Origin of the sequence: Paenibacillus sp. VMFN-D1, assembly GCF_003386155.1 — a bacterium.
Classification (GTDB): Bacteria; Bacillota; Bacilli; order Paenibacillales; family Paenibacillaceae; genus Paenibacillus_AQ; species Paenibacillus_AQ favisporus.
Window position 1 is genome coordinate 2330595 of sequence record NZ_QRDU01000001.1, and the last position, 20130, is coordinate 2350724.

General features: G+C 55.2%; 13 protein-coding genes. 3 read left to right on the forward strand and 10 right to left on the reverse strand.

Annotated elements, in window-relative coordinates:
- Position 1: 1 nt before the first annotated feature.
- Positions 2-1003: a Gfo/Idh/MocA family protein gene (locus C7820_RS10705; protein WP_076167175.1), complete on the reverse strand. Its 1002-nt coding sequence runs from the start codon at positions 1001-1003 to the stop codon at positions 2-4.
- A gap of 322 nt (positions 1004-1325) precedes the next feature.
- On the opposite strand from C7820_RS10705, the gene C7820_RS10710 reads away from it, so the two are divergent.
- Both C7820_RS10710 and C7820_RS10715 read left to right on the forward strand, forming a co-directional pair.
- Positions 1326-1943 carry a DedA family protein gene (locus C7820_RS10710; protein WP_116230926.1) on the forward strand — a complete coding sequence of 206 codons (618 nt, stop codon included), beginning with the start codon at positions 1326-1328 and terminating at the stop codon, positions 1941-1943.
- Between the two features lie 72 nt (positions 1944-2015).
- The gene (locus C7820_RS10715; protein WP_258875202.1) at positions 2016-2552 is read left to right on the forward strand and encodes a phosphatase PAP2 family protein; all 537 of its coding nucleotides are present in this window, start codon (positions 2016-2018) and stop codon (positions 2550-2552) included.
- A 110-nt stretch (positions 2553-2662) separates the two neighbouring features.
- Here C7820_RS10715 and cysI read toward each other — a convergent pair whose 3' ends face one another.
- The 7 genes from cysI to C7820_RS10750 form a co-directional block, all read right to left on the reverse strand.
- On the reverse strand, positions 2663-4387 hold the full coding sequence (gene cysI / locus C7820_RS10720) for an assimilatory sulfite reductase (NADPH) hemoprotein subunit (protein ID WP_116230927.1): 1725 nt from the start codon (positions 4385-4387) through the stop codon (positions 2663-2665).
- Positions 4388-4424: 37 nt separating this feature from the next.
- On the reverse strand, positions 4425-6281 hold the full coding sequence (locus tag C7820_RS10725) for an assimilatory sulfite reductase (NADPH) flavoprotein subunit (RefSeq protein ID WP_116230928.1): 1857 nt from the start codon (positions 6279-6281) through the stop codon (positions 4425-4427).
- Between the two features lie 241 nt (positions 6282-6522).
- Positions 6523-7677 (reverse strand): serine hydrolase domain-containing protein, encoded by a 1155-nt coding sequence (locus C7820_RS10730; RefSeq protein ID WP_258875204.1) that lies wholly within the window; start codon positions 7675-7677, stop codon positions 6523-6525.
- Positions 7678-8133: 456 nt separating this feature from the next.
- Entirely contained in the window at positions 8134-10404 is a 2271-nt protein-coding gene (locus C7820_RS10735; protein WP_116230929.1) for a glycoside hydrolase family 3 protein, read from the reverse strand.
- A gap of 26 nt (positions 10405-10430) precedes the next feature.
- Positions 10431-12731, reverse strand: a complete 2301-nt coding sequence (locus tag C7820_RS10740; RefSeq protein ID WP_116230930.1) for a beta-glucosidase family protein — start codon at positions 12729-12731, stop codon at positions 10431-10433.
- Positions 12728-14023, reverse strand: coding sequence for an MFS transporter (locus C7820_RS10745; RefSeq protein WP_116230931.1), 1296 nt, complete (start codon positions 14021-14023; stop codon positions 12728-12730). Before C7820_RS10745 ends, C7820_RS10740 begins: the two co-directional genes overlap by 4 nt.
- 170 nt (positions 14024-14193) lie before the next feature.
- Positions 14194-16725, reverse strand: a complete 2532-nt coding sequence (locus C7820_RS10750) for a GH39 family glycosyl hydrolase (protein ID WP_116230932.1) — start codon at positions 16723-16725, stop codon at positions 14194-14196.
- A gap of 247 nt (positions 16726-16972) precedes the next feature.
- Between C7820_RS10750 and C7820_RS10755 the strand changes: the two genes are divergently transcribed.
- Positions 16973-17671, forward strand: a complete 699-nt coding sequence (locus C7820_RS10755; RefSeq protein ID WP_116230933.1) for a hypothetical protein — start codon at positions 16973-16975, stop codon at positions 17669-17671.
- A 106-nt stretch (positions 17672-17777) separates the two neighbouring features.
- Here the strand turns inward: C7820_RS10755 and C7820_RS10760 are convergent, their stop codons facing one another.
- Both C7820_RS10760 and C7820_RS10765 read right to left on the reverse strand, forming a co-directional pair.
- Entirely contained in the window at positions 17778-18677 is a 900-nt protein-coding gene (locus tag C7820_RS10760) for an NAD(P)/FAD-dependent oxidoreductase (protein WP_116230934.1), read from the reverse strand.
- A 55-nt stretch (positions 18678-18732) separates the two neighbouring features.
- Positions 18733-20127, reverse strand: a complete 1395-nt coding sequence (locus C7820_RS10765; protein WP_116230935.1) for an MATE family efflux transporter — start codon at positions 20125-20127, stop codon at positions 18733-18735.
- Positions 20128-20130: the final 3 nt, after the last annotated feature.

Here is a 20130-nt window from a genome sequence, read left to right on the forward strand (position 1 = left end):
GTTAGCCTTGCAGTTCGTTCAGTTTAACGGCGCGGCGCTCCGCGTTCGACAGATTGGCCGCTTCCATGAGCTTCGTCAATTCGATCGCCATCGCGATGTTTTCATCGGCAGTTGTGCCTTGTTCGATATGGCTGATCCACTGCTCAAACGCGCTTTCGCGGTTGGCCGGAACCGGAATCTCGACCCAGGCATCCTTGTATTCCTCATTGCGGGTCGTACGAAGCAGCAGCTTGCTGTCCGGCGTTCCGAAAAGGATCGTTCCTTCGGTGCCGTGCACCTCCACGGTAAACGGCGAAAAGTTGTTCACGAACCCGGCTTCAACGACGCCTACTGCGCCTGATTTCGTAGACAAAGTCGCAACCGCGTTGTCTTCCACTTCTTTTCCGGTTATGTATCCAAATTGCGCGCTCACGTCCACAGGCTCTTCTCTCAAGAAAAGTCGCGTCAAATACATTGGATGGCAGCCGAGATCGATCAAGGCGCCGCCGAGCGTCTCTTCCTTCTTATAAAAATGCGCTGGCAGCCAATTGGCCGTCGCCCCGTTGTGGGACAGCCGCACACGTACATAAGTTACCTTGCCCAGGAGCTCCTGGTCCAGAAGTTCCCGAATCGCCAGCGTATAGCCGTCGTTCAGTCTCGGAAGGGATACGGTCAGCTTCACGTTATTTTTCTCCACAGCCGCAATAATGTCGTTTACCTCGCTCAGCGTTGCGGCAATAACCTTTTCCGTAAAGATATGCTTGCCGGCTTCTGCGGCTTTGATCATGACTTCGCGGTGCATGTTCGTTGGCGCATCCACGATGACCCCATCGATATCGTCGCGGCTAAGCATTTCATCCAATGATGCGTAAAAAGTAACGCCCTGCTTATCAGCGGCTTCTTGCCCACGCTCCGGATTTTCGTCCCACACAGCCACGATTTCCGCACCCGGATGAGCCTCAGCCTGTTTCGTATAGTCCCATGCATGCACATGCCAATAGCTTATTTTACCGATTCTGATCATATCCAGCGCTCCTCAGTATTTAATATTAAGACATCATGCCCTTAATCTAACACATGAAAAACCGTTAATACAGTATAATATTACGACAATTTTATATAAAATCGCGCCGCAAGAAAAACCTGGTCTTAAGACGGGTTTCCGCCCCAACCGGAGACGGTTTTGTTCCGGCAAAAATTTGCGTATCATGGGAATACAAGTTCTTCCGGACTGTTAAGAAATCGGGCAGACGGCTTAATACTTTCTTAAGCTTTCTGTTCATCCGTTCTTAATCTTTGCTAATTAAAATGGAAAGCACTACTACAATCACGATAAGGAGATTCTTATGGATGTGCTGGGATATATCGAGCGGTTGTTCGGACAGTACGGATATTGGGTCCTGCTTCTCGGACTTCCGCTTGATGCCATCGCCTTGCCGATCCCGCCAGGCAATACGACGCTTACCTACACCGGGTATTTGTCCTATAAAGGCGTACTGGACCTGCTTCCGGCTCTAGGTGCCGCCTACCTCGGCTCCATCGTCGGGCTGACGGTTACTTACGTGCTAGGGTACAAGCTGGGTCAGCCGCTGATTGAGCGCTACGGGAAATGGCTTTTTCTCAAACCGGAACATGTGGAAAAGACCGCAAGGGTATACCACAAATACGGCAACAAGCTGCTGCTGTTCAGTTATTTCATTCCGGGAGTCAGGCAGTTTATCGGCTACTTTACCGGGATCATCCGCGTCCCTTACCGCACCTTCGCCGTGTACGCCTACACGGGATCAGCGCTCTGGGTTACCGTCTTTATCGGGATCGGCTACATTTTCGGCAATCAATGGCAGCTGGTCTTGACCTGGACGGAGCATTTTTTGAAATACGTCGTGGCCGCCGTGTTCGCCATTCTGGCCGTTTACGTTTACCTGAAATGGCGCAAGCGTACCAAGGTTCATTCGAGGCAATAAGGCAATAGGGTTAAACTTCGGACACTGACGACCATTCGATGCAAAAAACATATTTTTGAGGAGGACCGATGCATGATCATCACCCGTTATATGGAGCAGGCGCACGGCTGGGACCGGCGCATATTCCACTGGATTAACCGCACTCAGAATCCGACCATGCTCCATGCTGCGCTGCGCATGCTGACTCACCTGGGCGGCGCGCTGTTTACAATCACCCTGACGCTGTCCGTGGCGCTGTTTGCTCCCGAGCCGTGGCGGACGACGAGTCTGCAGAGCTTTGCCGCGCTGGCTATCAGCTTTTTAATTACGACCCTGATTAAACGCAAGGTCCAGCGGATTCGCCCTTACCTCGCCCTCGAAGGCGTTCGGGTTGGCAAAAACCCGCTGAAGGACCCCTCGTTCCCATCCGGGCATTCGACGGCCATCTTTTCCATCATTACGCCGTTTCTGTTTATGGGCTCTTGGGTCGCCGTCCTGCTGCTTGTTATGGCACTCATCGTCTGTATTTCAAGGATTTATCTCGGACTGCACTACCCCTCGGACTGTCTGGTTGGCAGCTTCGTCGGCAGCATGACGGCGGTGCTCACTGTCGCCGTGATCAATCTATGAGTTTATATAAAGTATAAAAAGTGCAGTCCGCTGGGGACTGCACTTTTTTGCGCTGTCGTTATGACCGTCCGCGGCGTACCGAGCCACTGGCGATCTGGCTGCTTATGCCATCAGGCGTGGAAGAATTGTCCCGAGCGGACTTCCTTCACATAACCGGCGCGGATGGTAAAATCGCCGAAATGCTCGCCGTCCCGGCGTTCCTTGGCATAATGGAAAATAATCGGCTTCAGGGAATCCAAAATTTCGGCCTCGCCGATATTTTCCTTGTAGAGCTTGTTGAGCCGTTCTCCGGCAAATCCGCCGCCGAGGTACATGTTGTATTTGCCCGGCGCCTTGCCGATAAAAGCGATTTCCGCCAAGGCCGGTCTTGCGCAGCCGTTCGGGCAGCCTGTCATCCGGATGACGATTTCTTCTTCACGAAGCCCCGCTTCCTCCAGGATCGGCTCGATTTTGCCGAGCAGCGTAGGCAGGTAGCGTTCGGATTCAGCCATTGCCAGACCGCAGGTCGGCAGGGCAACGCACGCCATCGAATTACGGCGCAGCGCCGAATAATGGATGCCGTCAGTCAGACCGTACTGCTGCACCAACTCGGTGATCTTCTTCTTTTTCTGGCTGCTCACACTGCCGATGATCAGATTCTGGTTCGGTGTCAGCCGGAAATCCCCCGTATGAACCTTGGCGATTTCGCGCAAGCCGGTCATCAGCTCATACCCTTCTTCATCCTTAATCCGTCCGTTCTGGATAAAGAGGGTCAAATGCCACTTGCCGTTGCTGCCTTTGACCCAGCCGTACCGGTCGCCGTTGCTTTCGAAATGGAACGGTCTTGCCGGCTCCAGCTCCCACCCGAGACGCGCGGTCAGCTCCTGGATAAACCAGTCGATGCCGCGGTCGTCAATCGTATACTTGAAGCGCGCGTGTTTCCGCACGGAACGGTCGCCGTAGTCGCGTTGGATCGTCACGGTTTTCTCCGCCAGATCGATCACCTGCTCCGGCGTGCAGAACCCGATGACCTGCCCTACCTGCGGGTACGTGGCCGGATCGCCGTGGGTCATCCCCATGCCCCCGCCGACCGAAACGTTGAATCCGGCCAGACGTCCGTCCTCCACAATGGCGATCAACCCGAGGTCCTGCGAAAATACGTCGACATCGTTGGAAGGCGGAATCGCCATGCCGATCTTGAACTTACGCGGCAGGTATACCGGACCGTAGATCGGTTCCTGTTCCACGTCATGATCGTGGCTGTCCACCACCTTCTCTTCGTCAAGCCAGATCTCGTAATAGGCCCGGCTCCGCGGATCCAAATGGGCACTCAGCTTGCGGGCCCAGTCGTACACCTCCGAATGAATCTCCGACTCGTACGGATTCGGATTGCACATGACGTTCCGGTTCACGTCGCCGCAGGCGGCCAGGGTGCTGAGCAGCGATTCGTTCACCTCGCGGATCGTGTTCTTGAGGTTCCACTTCAGCACTCCGTGCAGCTGAAACGACTGGCGTGTCGTCAGGCGGATCGTCCCGTTCCCGTACTTCTGTGAAATCCGGTCCATCATCAGCCACTGCTGCGGGGTAACCACGCCGCCCGACGCGCGCACCCGGAGCATAAACTGGTAAGCCGGCTCAAGCTTCTGCTTCTGCCGTTCGTTGCGCAGGTCCCGGTCATCCTGCATGTAGCTGCCGTGATGCTTCATCAGCCGGTTATCGTCCTCGGGGATCGACCCGGTGATCGGATCCTTCAGCGTATCCACCAGGCTTCCCCGCAAATAGTTGCTTCTGCGTTTGATATCCTCCACATCGCTGTGGGGCGCGCTGTTTGGTGACATCAAATTGTTATCAGACATGTTTGCTCTCTCCTTCTCGCTTGCCTATCGGATGCGCTTAATAGACATCCCGCTGGTAACGTTTCTCCTGCTGCATGCGAATCATATATTCGGCAGCTTCCTCAGGACTGAGACCGCCTTCCTGTTCAAGGATCGTAATCAGCGTGGAATGGACGTCATGGGCCATTCGTTTCTCGTCGCCGCATACATATACCACAGCGCCTTCCAGCAGCCACTGATACAGTTCCCGGCTCTTCTCCAGCATGCGGTGCTGGACGTAAACCTTCTGATCAGAATCCCGCGAGAATGCCACGTCCATGCGCGTCAGGACACCGTCCTTGAGCCAGCGCTGCCATTCGATCTGGTACAGGAAGTCGGTCGCGAAGTGCTGGTCGCCGTAGAACAGCCAGCTCTTGCCTTCGGCCCCGGTCTCTTCCCGCTCGCTCAAAAATGCGCGGAACGGAGCGACGCCTGTGCCCGGGCCGATCATGATGATCGGGGTATCCGGATTTTGCGGAAGCTTAAAGTTCGGATTGTGCTGGATATAGACCGGCAAAGCCGATCCGGGTTCGCTTCGTTCAGCCAACTGTACGGAGCAGACGCCGTACCGCTCTCTTCCGCGGTTCTCGTAGCGGACGGTCCGGACCGTTACATGCACCTCGTCCGGCGATGCCTTCAGGCTGCTGGCGATCGAATACAGACGGGCCGGAATTTTGCGCAGAATGGCTACGAACTCTCTTGCCGGGATGCCCTTCAGGGAATAATCCTGCACCAGATCAAGCAGATCGCGTTCCTCGATGTAGGCTCTCAGCTCATCATGACCCGATGCGAGCAGTTCGTTCAAAGCACCGTTCGAGATGAGTGCGGCTGTCTTTTCCAGCAAAGGCTTGGTGAGCACCGTGATTTCATAATGGTGGAGCAGCGCTTCGCGCAGCGTAGCCTCATCGCCGTTTTTGTTAACCGGTACCGATTCTTCACCGGACCAGCCCATCGCCTCGATCAATTCGTCGACTAGCCGCGGATGGTTTTCCGGGTAGATGCCCAAGCTGTCTCCGGGTTCATATTCCAGATTCGATCCCTCCAGCGAAATTTCCAAGTGCCGGGTTTCGCGGTCGGAACCGCGGCCGTTCAGGTTAATATTCTCCAGAACCTCGGCCTGGAACGGATTGGTTCTGGAATATTCGGATTCCGCGGATGCGAGCAGCGAATCTGCCGTGACAGGCACAGCCTGCGGTGCAGCTCCGGCTCCTGCTCCGGCAAGCTCGGCAAACGCACTGGCCACGCTGTTGATCCATTCCGCCGCCGGCTCGTCGAAGTCCACGTCGCAATCGACGCGCGGAACGAGCCGCTTGCCGCCCAGTTCTTCCAGCCGCTTGTCAAAATCCTTGCCTGTCTGGCAGAAGAATTCATAGGAGGTGTCTCCCAGCGCCAGTACAGAGAACGGCATGCCTTCAAGCTGCGGCGCCCGCTTGCTGTGCAGAAACTCATAAAAGGAAATGGCGTTGTCCGGCGGATCCCCTTCGCCATGCGTGCTGACCAGAATCAGCAGGTTTTCCACCTTTTTCAATCCGTTCGGTTTAAAATCGCTCATCGAAGAAAGCTTGACCTCAAAGCCCTGATCCTGCAGTCTCTTGGTCACCTTCTTGGCCAGCGACCCGCAGTTGCCGGTCTGCGACCCGTACAGGACGGTAACCTCTTTCGGTGCAGCCGGTGCCGTGCTTACCGGAGACGCAGCCGGCGCATTTGCGGCAGCCGCAATAGGGGCGGTTCCCAGCACAGCGCTACCCGTTACGGCGACCGCTGCGATATATCCGCTCAACCAGATGCGCTGGGCATCGGTTAATGTGGGCAGCAGACGGTTGAGCAGCTCGACCTGCTCTTGGTTAAAAGGGCTGTTCGTTACTTGAAGTTCCAACAAATATCCACCTCGCGTAGCATGCATTAGTGATAATTCCTAGTAGATTACTCATATTTTCTCTCTTGAACCTATCACAGCAGGGGGGAACGGTCAATTAGAATGATCTTATAGGTTTTATCAGCTTTGCTGATAAAGTGGCTTCGTGCCGATTATTCCTCTTGAAACCGCTGTTAGATGATAAAAAAAGGCCCGACCGTAAAACAAGCCGGGCCCTCCAACCGAAGGAATAAAATTCAATTTACGTATGACAAAGTTTATCGCGGATCAGATCCGTTACCAGCCGATCCGGAGACCGGTCTCCCCGCCCAACCTTCATCCGGTTGCACAGCACCGCCACGGCAAGGCCGTTCGACGGATCGGCGTATCCGATCATGCCGCCCAATCCGGCATAACCGAAAGCCGCCCGGCTGCCGCCCATGGCATCGCCGTCTTGGCTGAGCGAGTAGCCCAGCCCCAACCGAACGGGAGCGAGCGCAACTTCGTCGATCCCTTCAAATTGCAGCTGTGCTGCCTCGGTTATGGTGGCCGGCTTGAGCAGGCGTCTGCCATCCACGCCCTCGCCAATCAGTGAAGCATACATGCGCGCCAACGCCTGAGCATTTGCGACGGCATTGACGGCTGGTACGGCTGCCGAATGGAAGCAAGCCGAGTTCCACTCCGGATTGGCAACCGGAACCAGGGCCGGAGGCAGCACCCGCTTGAACAGCATGTCATCGGGCATGGAAGCGATAGGTACGGCTTCGCCGCTAATTTCGGCAATCCGGGTTTCCGCTTCCGCCGGGGCCCCTAAATACAGATACCTCTCCATTCCTAATGGCTTGCAGATCTCGTCCTGAATGATCCGGCCAATCGCCCGGCCATCCGCTCTAGCGGCTGTTTCCCCTAGAATCCATCCAAAGGTCAAGCCGTGATAACCTGCCTTGGTGCCAGGCTCCCAGATAGGTTGTAACTGTTCCATCTCGTGTACCATCGCGTGCCAGTTGGTCACCAGCTGCATATCCGCGTGCGCAGGCATCAAAGGAACTCCTGCCGTATGAGTCAGGACCTGGCGGAGCGTAATCTGTTCCTTTCCATTCGCCCCGAACTCGGGCCAGTAATGAGAAATCCGCTCATCATACGCCAGCTTGCCCTGCTCGACGAGAATATGAATGGCCGTGGAAATCACTCCTTTGGAGCAGGACTGCATCACGAAGAGCGTATCCGGATGGACGGAGTTTTGTCCTAAGGCATCGGCGCTGCCTGAAAAAGCATTCACCACCAGTTCACCGTGCCAGTAGGCTGCGGCTTGGAAGCCTGCACCGATATCGTCTTTCGCAAGTTCATCCAGCAGCCGCTGGACCTGTGTTTGAAGATTGATGATATGCTGCCGTTTGTTTATCCATGGATTGGTCAATGCATTCAACTCCCTTATTATTTAGAATGAAAAAATAAGGTGCAAAGCCCATCCAATAAAACGTCCTGAGGGCGAACTGTTAAACTGATCGTCCGCCCATGCAAAGGTTCGCCCTATGAATAGGCTTTGCATGAGCCGCTTGGCATACTGGCAAATTGATTTGCCATCGAGATCGACCGCCTTTCTGCTTGGAATTGTAGCAGAGAACTCCGGCCGCCTCAACGCCAAAAATAAATATAGCTAAACTTTATAAAGACACGGAAAGCATACACCAGAGTCTAATTAAGCAACTATTGCGGGGTGCCTCTGCGCCAACGGATGATCGGCGTTGAAGGTCCGAAAAAAAGCCCGCTTTATCAGCGGGCGATCCTTAGCTATTGTGTGCTTTTCGTGATATCTATTCTTTTTGCGAGAAGGATTCTACTATTATATTTGTTGACGATCCCTCTCAATGCTTCAACGCTTCCGGTATTTCCGCGTGCGCTCGTCATCGATAACGCCGCCCCAATTCAAGCCAAAGCCAAAATCGTACGTGTTGCCATCAGAGTCCACATGGCATTCCATATCATGAGCCACATCCTCAAGCTGTTCCTCAACCGTACGCATATGGGCCGGCATCTGCATCGGCAGCAGTCCCGAAGGCTCAGCACTGCCAGTCAGGATCTCCATGATCACCTGCGCCTGAACGCCAAAATCGGCTACAATCGCATCCGCTTCGGACTCGAATTCGTTCACCACCGCTGGATTCGAGAGCAGCATCGACACGATGATCGGCTTGCCTTTCATCGCCTTCCGGGTGTCCAGCACCGCGTCCAGATCTGTCGTATTTTGAGGCGTAACGCTTTTTCCCTGATAAGAACGGTTCAGCACGTCTTCCGGACGCGGATCGCCAGCCAGGCTCACTTCCCGTGCATGCTCGGCTGTATAAGTCCGGTACTGCAGGCTGATCGGTACATACCCGTTCCCTCCCTGCTCCGCGTCCTCCTGGCTGTAACCGAAGCCTGATTTCGGGGAGGCAATGAAGACCAGGCCAAAGTCCGCCTCATCCGGTTGATCCGTCACCGTAAAATATTTGGATACCAGCTCCAGACTGACCGGATACTCCAGCTTCTCCGGGGTTTGGTTGCCAAACCAGTCGGTTCCTGCCGGCGTATATCGCTTCGGAATATATACCTTTTTCCCTGCCTTCAGCGGCAGCACCGCATTTTTATTTTTCAGCAGCACCACAGACTTCAGCTGGGCCTCATACCCCTCGCGCATAAATTCGGCGTTTCCGACAACTCGGGCGCTCGTATCCGGGTCAAGATACGGATTCTCGAACAATCCGAGCCGGAACATATTGACTAGAAGCCGGACGGCGGACTGCTCGAACCGCTGCCGCATCCAGTCTTCTCCGTGCTCGCGCACCCCGATTTCATAGGCTTCCAGCACCGGTCCGATTTCGTTGTTGCCGCCGAACTGGTCCACCCCGGCCATCAGCAGCTTGTAATGCCGTTCACCGACGGTCAGTTCCTCCACACCCCACGGCTTGCCGCTGAGGAAAGAATCCTTGGCAGGGGACTCGTCGGCCGTAATCATCCAATCGGTGCACACAACGCCATCGTATCCGTACTGATCGCGCAGAAGATCTCCGATCAGCCAGGCGTTATAGGAATTGCCTACATTTTCGCCGTTCACGGTATCCTGGTTCGTGGAAATGGTGTAATACGGCATGACGGCCGAGGCTTTGCCCGTCTTTCCGGACAGCTTGAAGGCGCCTTCTGTAAACGGGATCAGATGCTCGCCGAAATTATTCCCGGGATAGACCGCATACTTGCCGCAGCCGAAATGGGCGTCTCTGCCGCCTTCACCGGATCCGCCGCCCGGCCAATGCTTCACCATGGCGTTGACGCTGTCATAGCCCCAGCCTTCCTGAATTTCGCGTTCTTCCTCCGAAGTCTGGAAGCCGTCGACGTACGCCCGGGCCATATCGGCCGCCAGCGCCGAATCTTCCCCGAACGTTCCGTTGAAGCGGAACCAGCGCGGGTCGGTGGCGATATCGATCTGCGGGGACAACGCCGTCGACAATCCCAATGCGCGGTATTCCTTCGAGGCGATCTCCCCGAATTTCCGCGTTACCTCCGGGTCGAAGGTCGCCGCCAGGCCCAAGGTTTCCGGCCACATGGAGATGGCGCCGCCGGAGCCTGCGTTAAACTCCGAACTGGAGTCGGAGCCGTGCCGCGGATCGGAGCTGTTGTTGGCCGGGATACCGAGGCCATGCCCTTCGGCAAACGCCTGCACCCGGTTGTTCCATTTGGCGGCGGTCTCCGGACTCTCCACAGTGGTAACCAGGATATGCCGCACGTGATCCTGTGCCAGAAAATGAAGCTGTTCATCGGTCAGCTCCCACGGCTTGACGCCGCTCTCTTCAAAGGTTTTGCCTCCGTAGGTTGCGGAGAACCAGCCTCCGCTCGCCGCAGGCACCGCCTGATGCCGGCTGTACAGCATCAGGCCGGCAATTTGCTCGGTCGTCATCTTGGACGCCAGATCTTTGGCCCGCTCTACAGGCGACAGCCTCCAATCCTCATAAGGATCCAGTTGGCCGTCCCTGCTCAGGTCCTTAAAATAAAGGCCGTCCTGTTCCAGGATCTTTACGCCCGAGGCAGCCGAATAGCCCAGCGTCGGCCCATCGGGATTGTTCACATAACGAATTTCTTCTATATTTAGTGCAGCTTTTATATTCGACATGTTCTCTTTCCTCCACTCCATCGGAATTACGAATTCAGTTTCAGCTTGGTGTTCAGATCGTCGATGATTTTCGATAAATCCGCTTCCGACGTTCCCCCGCCCATCATGCCGGACAGCGAGCGCAGGGCGTCATACTTCCGCCACTTCACCATGGCCTCGAACAGCTCGGCGATCCCATCGTCGCCCATGCTCTCCTCAAACATAGCTCCCATCTGTTTCAGGCGCTCCAGGCTGCCCTCCATCGCTTCCTCGGCAAACACAGCCGTTTCGGGAATGGCCATCAGCTCGTAGAACTTGGTGTTGCGCCCCACTTTGCGGAACGGAATTCCGGTCGATTCCAGGGTCAGGGTGACGGACAGGGGCGTATCCACCGATGATGGACCTGCAACGATTTCGTAAGCCCCGGTTTCGGCGAACCAGTCATGAATGTCGGTATTGAAGTAGGCAAAGGCCCGTTGATCCAGCACAAAATGGACCGTCTTGGCTTCACCCGGCTGCAGATGAACCTTGGCAAACCCCTTCAGCTCCTTGACCGGTCTGACGACATGGCTCTCCAGCGGCTTGACGTACAGCTGCACGATTTCCTTGCCCGCCACCGTACCGGTGTTGCGAACGGTAACAGCCACGTTGACGGTTTCGGTATCCTTCATAGACGTTCGGTCAGCCCGGATATCTTCATAAGCAAAGGTTGTGTAACTAAGACCGTAACCGAATGGGAAAAGCGGCTCCTCTTTTTTCGCTTCATAATACCGGTAGCCTACGAACAAGCCTTCCCCGTACGTCACTTCGCTCTTGCCCCCCGGGAAATTCAGGAACGCCGGCGTCTGTTCCAGCCGAACGGGAAACGTCTCCGCCAGCTTGCCGCTTGGATTCACCTTCCCATACAGCACGTCGGCCGCTGCGCTTCCCGTCGCCTGCCCGCCCAGATAGCCTTCCAGCACCGCTTGGACTTGCGGAAGCCAAGGCATCGTTACCGGCGATCCGTTGGACAGCACGACGACCGTGTTGGGCTGCGCCGCCGCGACCGCCTCGATCAGGCGGATGTGCGAGGAAGGCATATCCAGCCGTGTGCGGTCGACGCCTTCCGATTCGAACGAATCCGGCAGGCCGGCGAAGATGACGGCCACGTCTTTGCTTTGCGCCAGCTTCACAGCTTCTTCGATCAAGCTGTCGTCGGCCTCGCCGCCTTTGAGCAGATAGCCCGGGGTAAACGCACAGTCAGCAGACATTCCTGCAATCGCATCGAACGGAGCGTCCATCCGGGTCGGAGTAATGTGCGAGCTGCCGCCGCCCTGGTATCGCGGATGCTTGGCGAATGCGCCGATGACGGCGACCGATTGCTCCGGCTTCAGCGGGAGCAGGCCTCCCTCATTCTTTAAGAGAACCATACAGTCCGCAGCCGCGCGCCGGGCCAGTTGGTGATGGGCTTCCGCATCGTAGGTGAAGCCTTCCTTTTTACCGTCGTATCCTTTGAAAATGACCGTGAGCAGACGGCGAACCGCCTCATCCAGCACCGCCTCGTCCAGTTCTCCGGACTGAACGGCCTCTACGATCATCATGTCATGCTCCGGACCGACATAAGGCATTTCCAGCTCCAGTCCGGCCTTTAGTCCCTTCACCCGTTCGTTGATGGCGCCCCAATCGGTCATGACCAGTCCGCCGTGGCCCCATCGTTGCTTCAGCACCTGGTTCAGAAGGTAATCGTTCTCCGAGCAGTAATCGCCGTTCACCTGGTTATAGGCGCACATCACGGTCCAGGCATCACCTTCGATAATCGGGCCCTCAAAGCTGCGCAGGTAAATTTCGTTCAGCGTCCGCTCGTCGACCACCGCGTTAATCGAGTTGCGCAGCGTCTCCTGATTGTTGGCCGCAAAATGCTTCACCGACGTTCCGACGCCTTGGCTTTGGACGCCTTTCACATGGCTCGCACCCATTTCCGAGGACAGGTACGGATCCTCCGAGAAATATTCGAAGTTTCTGCCGCACAGCGGTGACCGCTTAATATTGACCGCAGGCCCGAGGATAATCTGAACGTCCTCCTGCTGGCACTCCTCGCCGATCGCGGCGCCGACCTCCCGGATCAGCTCGCGGTCCCAGGAAGAGGCCAGACCCGCTCCGCTCGGGAAGCAGGTGGCCGGCACCGTCTTGCTCGAAATGTCCCCGGGGTTGGCCTGCTTGCGCAGGCCGTGCGGACCGTCCGTCATCACAATGGACGGAATGCCGAGACGCTCTACCGGTTTGGTCTGCCACATATTCAGCCCCGAGCATAAGCCGGCTTTTTCTTCTAAGGTCATTTGAGAGATGATGTCTGTCAGATTTCGTTTCATGATACGCTTCTCCCCATTTCCAGATTGGTTGGATTACTTTCACCGGCGTGCTCCCCGACTTCAGGCAGCGGCTTGAGCGCGGCCACCCCGGCCACGACGCAGACCGCAAGCACGATATAGAAGAAGGACCAGCCGCCGATGTTCAGCAGCGGTGCGATGGCCGGCACGATCGATTGCGGCAGCGCGTTGGCTACGTTCATAATGCCGAAGTCTTTGGCCGCGTCTTCCTTGTTCGGAAGGATTCGCGAAACCAGTGCCATATCGACCGCCGTGAAACAGCCGAACCCGAGTCCCATCACGGCGGATGCTACGATAAATGCCGTGTTATGCGCGATAAAGGCATAGATGAGAATGGCTGCGATAATAATGAGAGCCGAGATATAGAGGAATGGCTTTTGCTTACGGAACTTATCGGATAAGACGCCGCCAAAAATACTCGTGACCGCCATCGCCACCATGGACACGATGTTGATGGTAGCCACGGCTGCGGTTGCAGCGCTTTCACTATAGCCCATGCGGTTAACCAGCATAACGGTCAGGTACAAGCTGCTGCAGTACCCCATCATTAACAGAAACTTGGATACGACCGCCCAGCTGAACGCCGGAAATTTTCGCGGATTTGGATAGACTCTGCTCAGTTTTTCGCCAAGCGTCATCTTTTCCTGTGCCATGTGTTCGATCTGCACTTTTCCGTCCTGGATAATAAACAGGCTGATGATAGGCCCCACGATCCCGATCGCCGCAAGCAGGCTCCATTTCGTCGTCGAGGAGGCGTCCGTCATGGCCGTCATCAGCACCATGCCCAGCGCCATAGCTACCGGTAACACGGTACCCAGCAGCCCGGAGATCGTTCCCTGCTTCTCTTCCTTCACCTGATCGGGAATCAGCGCTGTGTACGCAGCCATACCGAAGTTGAAGAACAATTGGGCGATCGCCCAGCCGATGATGATCTGCCAGATCTGCGTGGACATTCCGACCCACAGCAGTGCAGCACAGCCAAACAGCGGGCCGAGCAGAATCCATGTGCGCCGGCGGCCGAAGGAGATGTTGGTCCGGTCGCTGATCGCTCCGCCGAGCGGGTTGCCGATCAGGGCAAAAAAGGCGCCAATCCCGGATACCAAGCCGTAGGAGGAGGTATAGCCGTTCGGATCGATTTCGACCATTTTAAAAGTTAATAGAAGCGTTGCAGGTGTCATGAGAGCCAGCATCATGCAGGCATATCCGAACATAATACCGAAAGTGAGCCGTTTGAATGGCGTGATCGTTTGACCGATAATTTTTGCTTTAGCCATATGGGGTGACCTCCTCATTGTTTGAAAACGTTTGCAAACCAATTATAAAACAAACCGCCCAGCTCAGGAGAGGCGGCGGTTTGCAGTCTTTTATGGCCATTTTTAATTCATTTGTAAGCGTTTCACTTCACACCGCGAAAATTCAGGTTAAAAATTGACACAACCCCGCGTCAAATGACCGGAATCAGCTCGACGAGCTCGACTGCGTGCGGTTCCAGAGTAAATGTACAGGTCATATGGCGGTTCTCCACATCGACGTGGGTGATATGGCGGCCGGGCTCTGATCTCTGCTTGATGTAATGCAGATCCTCCCCGGTCATGATAGACGGTGCACCCATTTCCACCCACACGTCAAAGCTGCTCCCGCTCGACCGGTTCAAGGATCGGCGGACGATTTTATACCTGCCGCTGTCTATTCCATCCAGCTGGAATTCCAGCTTGACGGTTCTCTCGTTTTTGAACCCGCTGTACCGGCTGGTCGGTGTTACGAACGAAGTATCCCCCAGGGCATACAGGTCATCAAAATGGCAGTAATTGTAGCACAGAATCTGATAGGCATTCGCGCTCTTCGTCACAATATACCCTTCGCCCCGTTCAATAAGCTGATCCCCAAGCTTGGCCAGCAGCTCGTAGGCATACATAGCCGGCTTCGGAATCCCGTATTGGGCGATCAGACCCAGCCCGCCGTGGAACAACGCAGGGGATGCTGACGTTTCTTCGATATTGTCGCTGAGCACCCAGTAGCCGAAGCCCTGAATCCGGTCGAGATTATCGATCAAATTTTTCGCGATGTATGCCGCCTTGTACAGCGTATCGTTGGTCAGCTCCCTGTGAAATGCCGTGGAATTGAATTCCGTCAGGTATATCTCGCGGTCTGACAGGCCTTCCTTTTCAAGAAGCTGCTTCTCCCGGGTCAGCATGTCCCGTAAGTAATCCGGGTTCGGCGAAATGCCCCGAAACTCCTCCAGCAGGATGCGGTACGGCTCCAGTTTGCGCAGCTCGCTTTGTTCCTCATCCGGTTCGAAGAAGCCCTCGAGATTTTCATGCGGATAAAAATGGCACGGGATAAAGTCAGGCAGGCATTCCCGCTCCCGGCAAAAGGCAAAAAAACGCTCGCTGAACAAGTTGGAGCGAAGTGTTATAATCCGTCCTGGCGCCCCGATCCGCAATTTCCGCGAAATGTTCTTCATCGTATGGAAAGTCCGGGAATACAACTCGAAGTACTCCTCATCCGTTCCCGGCCAGTACACCTCGAGCTCCGGCTCGTTCCAAAATTCGAACATCCAGCTCTCGACCTCCGCCGGACCGTACCGGTTCATGCAGTGCCGGATAAAGCGGTCAATGAGCTCGCACCAGGTGTCGAGTGACTTGGGCGGGCTTGTATAGCTTCTGCGAAAATAGAGCCCTTTTTCCGGATCGGCCGCGAGCGCGGACGGCATAAACCCGAGCTCCACAAACGGCTTCAGATGAATGGAGAGCAGAAAATCAAATAATTGGTCGACGAGCCGGAAATTATAGACGGGCTGCCCGTCCTCCCTCTCGTTGTAAACCATCATGCCGTCATCAAAAATGCCGTGAAAACGCAAAAAGCGAAACGGACACCGCTCCTGAACGTAACGGAGCTGCCGCTGAACGTCGGCATGAAGTCCTTCCTTGGCTTTGCCGATCGTGATCAAGTTTTTCCACGTATGCGATATCGCCTGCGTCCTCACGGCCGCATCCACCTGGCGGGTGAGCGTTTCCAGCGAATGCACCTCCCTGTCGCCCGGCGATCCGCCCCGCTCCAGGTATTGATTGATAATCCCTAGTGCGCTGGATTGATTGAACTCCATATAATTCGAAGTCGATTTTTCCTTCTTCTTTCCCGGCTCCGGCCGGTACTGTTTCCGATATTCGTTCGGCGTCACATGGTATCTGTTCTTAAACGCGGAATAGAACGACTTGGCGTTCGGAAAACCGTGAAACATGGCCAAGTCGGCAATGGGGATTTCCTCTTGGCGCAGCAGATCCTCGACGGCATTTTTTAACCGAATGCTGGTCAGATAAGCCTGAAAATTCAATCCGATATTTTCGCTGAAAAATTTCGATAAATATGGCACGGACAGAAACTCACGATCCGCTATGGACTGAAGGGTGATGGGCTCGCGGTAATGGTTATCGATATACGTAATAATCCGCAGCATCCGGTCCATGTACCGCTCACTGATGCCGCCTTCGGACAGCGGAACCTTGAACTGCTTGACCAGGATGGAAAGAACGCCAAGCATCGCGGCCTGCATCTCCAGTTCGTACGTCTCTGTCTGCTTGTATTTGAGCTGGACCATCTCGGCAAGCAGCCGGCGCAGCCGGGAAACGGCATCGCGGGATTCCGGCCCGGCCTTGCTGGCCTGAAATGCAAAGGAAAAGCCCTCAAAACCTGCGATATGTTCTTTCAAATAAGCGGTTGGAATTTGGTAGGTGGCAATAATGTTCATGTCCAGGCCAATGACTTCATGGACATGATGCTGGTTAATCAGCAGCACATCCCCTTCCTTGAGCGTATGGCTGACCGTGTCAATCGAAACCTCAAGCGTTCCCCGCAGCACAAAAATGATCTCAACGCTGTTATGCCAGTGGCTGGGCACGTAATTCACGCTGTGCAGGGATACGTCAAACGGAAGGCTGTCATCGATCTCGAGCAGCTCAAAAACTGAATTCGCCATACTTGGGCGGCCTCCTTAACGCATCATTAGACCTAATTATAGCAGATGAAGATAGTTCGTAAGTAACGCTTGGTTTCTGACTATGGCAGACAGGTTGTCAAAAGGCCTTGCTGACGGATGCCGGTACGATAATTTTCTCATCCTCTGCTGTATAAATTTGTTAATTCCACCGCTCCACAGCAACTTTTATCCCTTTAAAACGTTTGGAATATGTATCCAGATATACAAGAAAGGGTTGAGATTTCGGATGAACTTCAAATTTGCGTTGTTTGCCGTGTGTGCGATACTGTGCGGATCGCTCAGCGCCTGTGCCGATTCTTCGGATTCAAATCACGTTGTCACAGGGTCTGCGCCAAGCAGCTCCAGCACTTCCGGGCAGCAGCCTTCCGCCGATTCGGCCGGTCAATCCGGGACGGACGGTTCCCCGCAAGCGGCCGTCATTCCCAAAGGAGGCGGAAAGATCTCCGCGGAAAAAGCGCTGTACGAAATCTATTCCCGGACAGACATTGGCGATGAGGAGAAAGTGGCTCAAATGATGCGGCAAATCGCGGGGATCAATTGGACGACGTATAACCGGATCAGCGGCCATCAGTCGCTTGAAACCATTGAGTATCTCTATAATCACGCAGATATGATCGCAGTCGGAGATTATCCTGACATCATCAGGGGGGAGAACGGCACGGATGGCGCGCTTACCGAGAGTTATGACGCTATCCTGGCCGAGCTGTACACGCGGGAACCATCCAAGTTCATCGAAGCGCTCGCAGGATTGGAAACTCCATCTCAAGTCGAGTCCGTAGTATTCCATCTGGCTTATGGACTAAGTTATCAGGATACCGCCCAGGTTAAGGCGAAATTGGAGCAGTTGAAGCAAACCGTCAGCCTGTCCGAGGGCGAGCGAAAGGTGGCGGATCAATTGCTTGATCGGTTGGATCATCCATACTAAAAAAGGCCGTATTCCCAAGTAGAAACCGGGAATATGGCCCGTGGAACGGATACGATGTACGATTTTATACATGCTGAGCTTGGTTCTGCAGCGGGCATCGTTCCCATCAAAACTCCTCATCGATCAGATCCGCATTCACTGCCATGGCGGCTTTGCTCCCCTGACCTGCAGCAATGATCAGCTGCGAAGGCCCGAAACGGGCGGTATCGCCAGCAGCGTACACACCCTTTACGCTCGTTCTGCCCAGTTCATCCACGGCAATGCCACCCGCCCCATCGGGCCGGCAGCCCAGCTGCGCCGCGAAGGGGGCCTTCTGTGACCAATGGGGTACGATGAAGCCTCCGGCTCGCGGAATGAAAGCACCGCTGTGAAATACAACTTCCGTTAACTGTCCTCCGTCTCCCCTGAACGAATGAATCGGCTCCTCCACAACAGGCAACCCCTTGACATGGAGCCTTTCCTTCTCCCCGGATGTCAGAACAGGCTTGCCGTTCGTCAGGACGATTAAATCCCGGCTCCAATGGTGAACCGTCTTGACGAAGTGATACAGTCCCGGCTGCTCCGACAGCACAAACAATGGCCGGTCCTGCAGCTCATAGCCGTCGCAATAAACGCAATTAAAGATGCTTTTTCCATACAGCGGCTCCAGGCCGGGAATGCGGGGCAGCGTTTCGTGCAGCCCGGTAGCCAGAATCAGCGTTCTGGCCCACACTTCTTCCCGCATCGAAGTGATAACGCGGAAAGCACCGCGGGCCGGATGCAACTCCAGGGCCGTTGCCATGAACCGGCGAACGGTAGGATACCTCCCGATCTCCTCATATGCCAAGCTTCGGAATTGTTCGGGGCGGACGCCGTCCCGCGTCAGATAGCCATGCGATACCCGTGTGACCCGGTTTCGCGGCTGGTCATTATCGATCAGCGCCGCCGTCCTGCGGGAGCGCCCCAGCACCAATGCGGCATTCAGTCCGGCGGGGCCTCCGCCGATGATCGCGCAGTCCCATATCATCTTAAGCGAATCGCTCCTTCCATTCAGACCGCTGCCGGATGGTGATCATCCTGTATCAGGTCGCGACATTGCCGCCAGCGTCCTTCGGCTTCCCGCCACGCTCGTCGAACACCCGGATCCAGCGGTACCTGTTCACTTTTACGATTGCAACAAAGCATTTCAGGATTTGATCGCATTTGAGGCACATAAACGTAATAACCGGCGACAGATCAAACACAAACGCACACAGCGCCGAAGCCGGCAGCACGATCAGCCACATGAAAATGAAGTCGTTGTACAGGACGAACTTGGTGTCTCCTCCGCTGCGGACAATGCCGGTCAATGCAGGCATCTGGTATGCCGTACCGACGACCGTCACCGACAGAATGGTCATGAACTGCAGGGCCAGCGTTTTGGAGCTCTCCGATATTGCATACAGATCGAGGACGACGTCCTTCACGGCAAACAGCAGGACCGCGGTCAGTACGCCGATGATCAAGTACAGAAGCTGCAGCGTTTTGCTGTAGGATACGACCTTTCCGGTATTCCCTTCCCCGATCGTCTTGCCGATGATGACCGCTGTCGCGCTGGCCGATGCGTAAGTAATGACCGTGACCAGCTGAAAAATCGTGTTTGCCACGCTGTTGGCGGCGATCGCCGCCTCGCCCATATGCCCCAGGATGGCGGTCTGCGCTCCCATCGATACGGCCCACAGCAGGTTGGCCATCAGCACAGGCGAACCGATTCGCAGATACTGCTTGAACAGAGACTTGTCGATACTGTAAAAATCTTTCAGCCTAAAGCGAATCCGCTGATCGAACTTCTTCACGAAGGTGAGGACGATCACGCATTCGATCACCCTTGCGGTCAGTGTGGCGATGGCCGAACCGCTCACCCCAAGGCGCGGGAAGCCCAGGTGGCCATAAATCAGCAGGTAATTCAGGCACACATTAATGATCAAAGTGGACAGCGAAACGAGAAAGCCGATCCGCACGACCTCGACGCTGCGGAGCGCCGCCAGCAAAATGTTGGTCACCGCAAAAAATATGTACGAAAAACAAATAATCTTTAAATACTTCGCCCCTTCCGCGATCACGTTCTGCTCGTTCGTAAACAGCGACAGGCAGCCGTGCGGGAAGAAAAAAACGACCGCCCACATGATCACGCTTACAGCCAGGGCGATCCGCATCCCAATGCTGGAGGCCCGTTTGATGGCGTCTATATTTTTGGCGCCCCAATTTCGGGAGGACAGGATGACCAGCCCTTCGGCCGCGCCCATGACCAGCATATGCAAAATAAACTGGATCTGGTTGGCCAGCGCAACCCCGGACAGCGCGGATTCGCTGTATCCTCCAAGCAGCAGATTATCCGATAAGTTGACGCCAAGCGTAATGATATTTTGCAGTCCGATCAGCACGGTTAACCGGATAAACATGCTGTAAAACGACCGTTCACGCACCCATATTCCCATGAC

Excerpts from the sequence above, each read along its gene's own strand:
- C7820_RS10735 (WP_116230929.1), bottom strand. The coding sequence starts at position 10,404 with ATGTCGAATATAAAAGCTGCACTAAATATAGAAGAAATTCGTTATGTG.
- C7820_RS10765 (WP_116230935.1), bottom strand. The coding sequence starts at position 20,127 with ATGGGAATATGGGTGCGTGAACGGTCGTTTTACAGCATGTTTATCCGG.
- C7820_RS10745 (WP_116230931.1), bottom strand. The coding sequence starts at position 14,023 with ATGGCTAAAGCAAAAATTATCGGTCAAACGATCACGCCATTCAAACGG.
- C7820_RS10760 (WP_116230934.1), bottom strand. The coding sequence starts at position 18,677 with ATGATATGGGACTGCGCGATCATCGGCGGAGGCCCCGCCGGACTGAAT.
- C7820_RS10710 (WP_116230926.1), top strand. The coding sequence starts at position 1,326 with ATGGATGTGCTGGGATATATCGAGCGGTTGTTCGGACAGTACGGATAT.
- C7820_RS10755 (WP_116230933.1), top strand. The coding sequence starts at position 16,973 with ATGAACTTCAAATTTGCGTTGTTTGCCGTGTGTGCGATACTGTGCGGA.
- C7820_RS10715 (WP_258875202.1), top strand. The coding sequence starts at position 2,016 with ATGATCATCACCCGTTATATGGAGCAGGCGCACGGCTGGGACCGGCGC.
- C7820_RS10740 (WP_116230930.1), bottom strand. The coding sequence starts at position 12,731 with ATGAAACGAAATCTGACAGACATCATCTCTCAAATGACCTTAGAAGAA.
- cysI (WP_116230927.1), bottom strand. The coding sequence starts at position 4,387 with ATGTCTGATAACAATTTGATGTCACCAAACAGCGCGCCCCACAGCGAT.
- C7820_RS10705 (WP_076167175.1), bottom strand. The coding sequence starts at position 1,003 with ATGATCAGAATCGGTAAAATAAGCTATTGGCATGTGCATGCATGGGAC.
- C7820_RS10750 (WP_116230932.1), bottom strand. The coding sequence starts at position 16,725 with ATGGCGAATTCAGTTTTTGAGCTGCTCGAGATCGATGACAGCCTTCCG.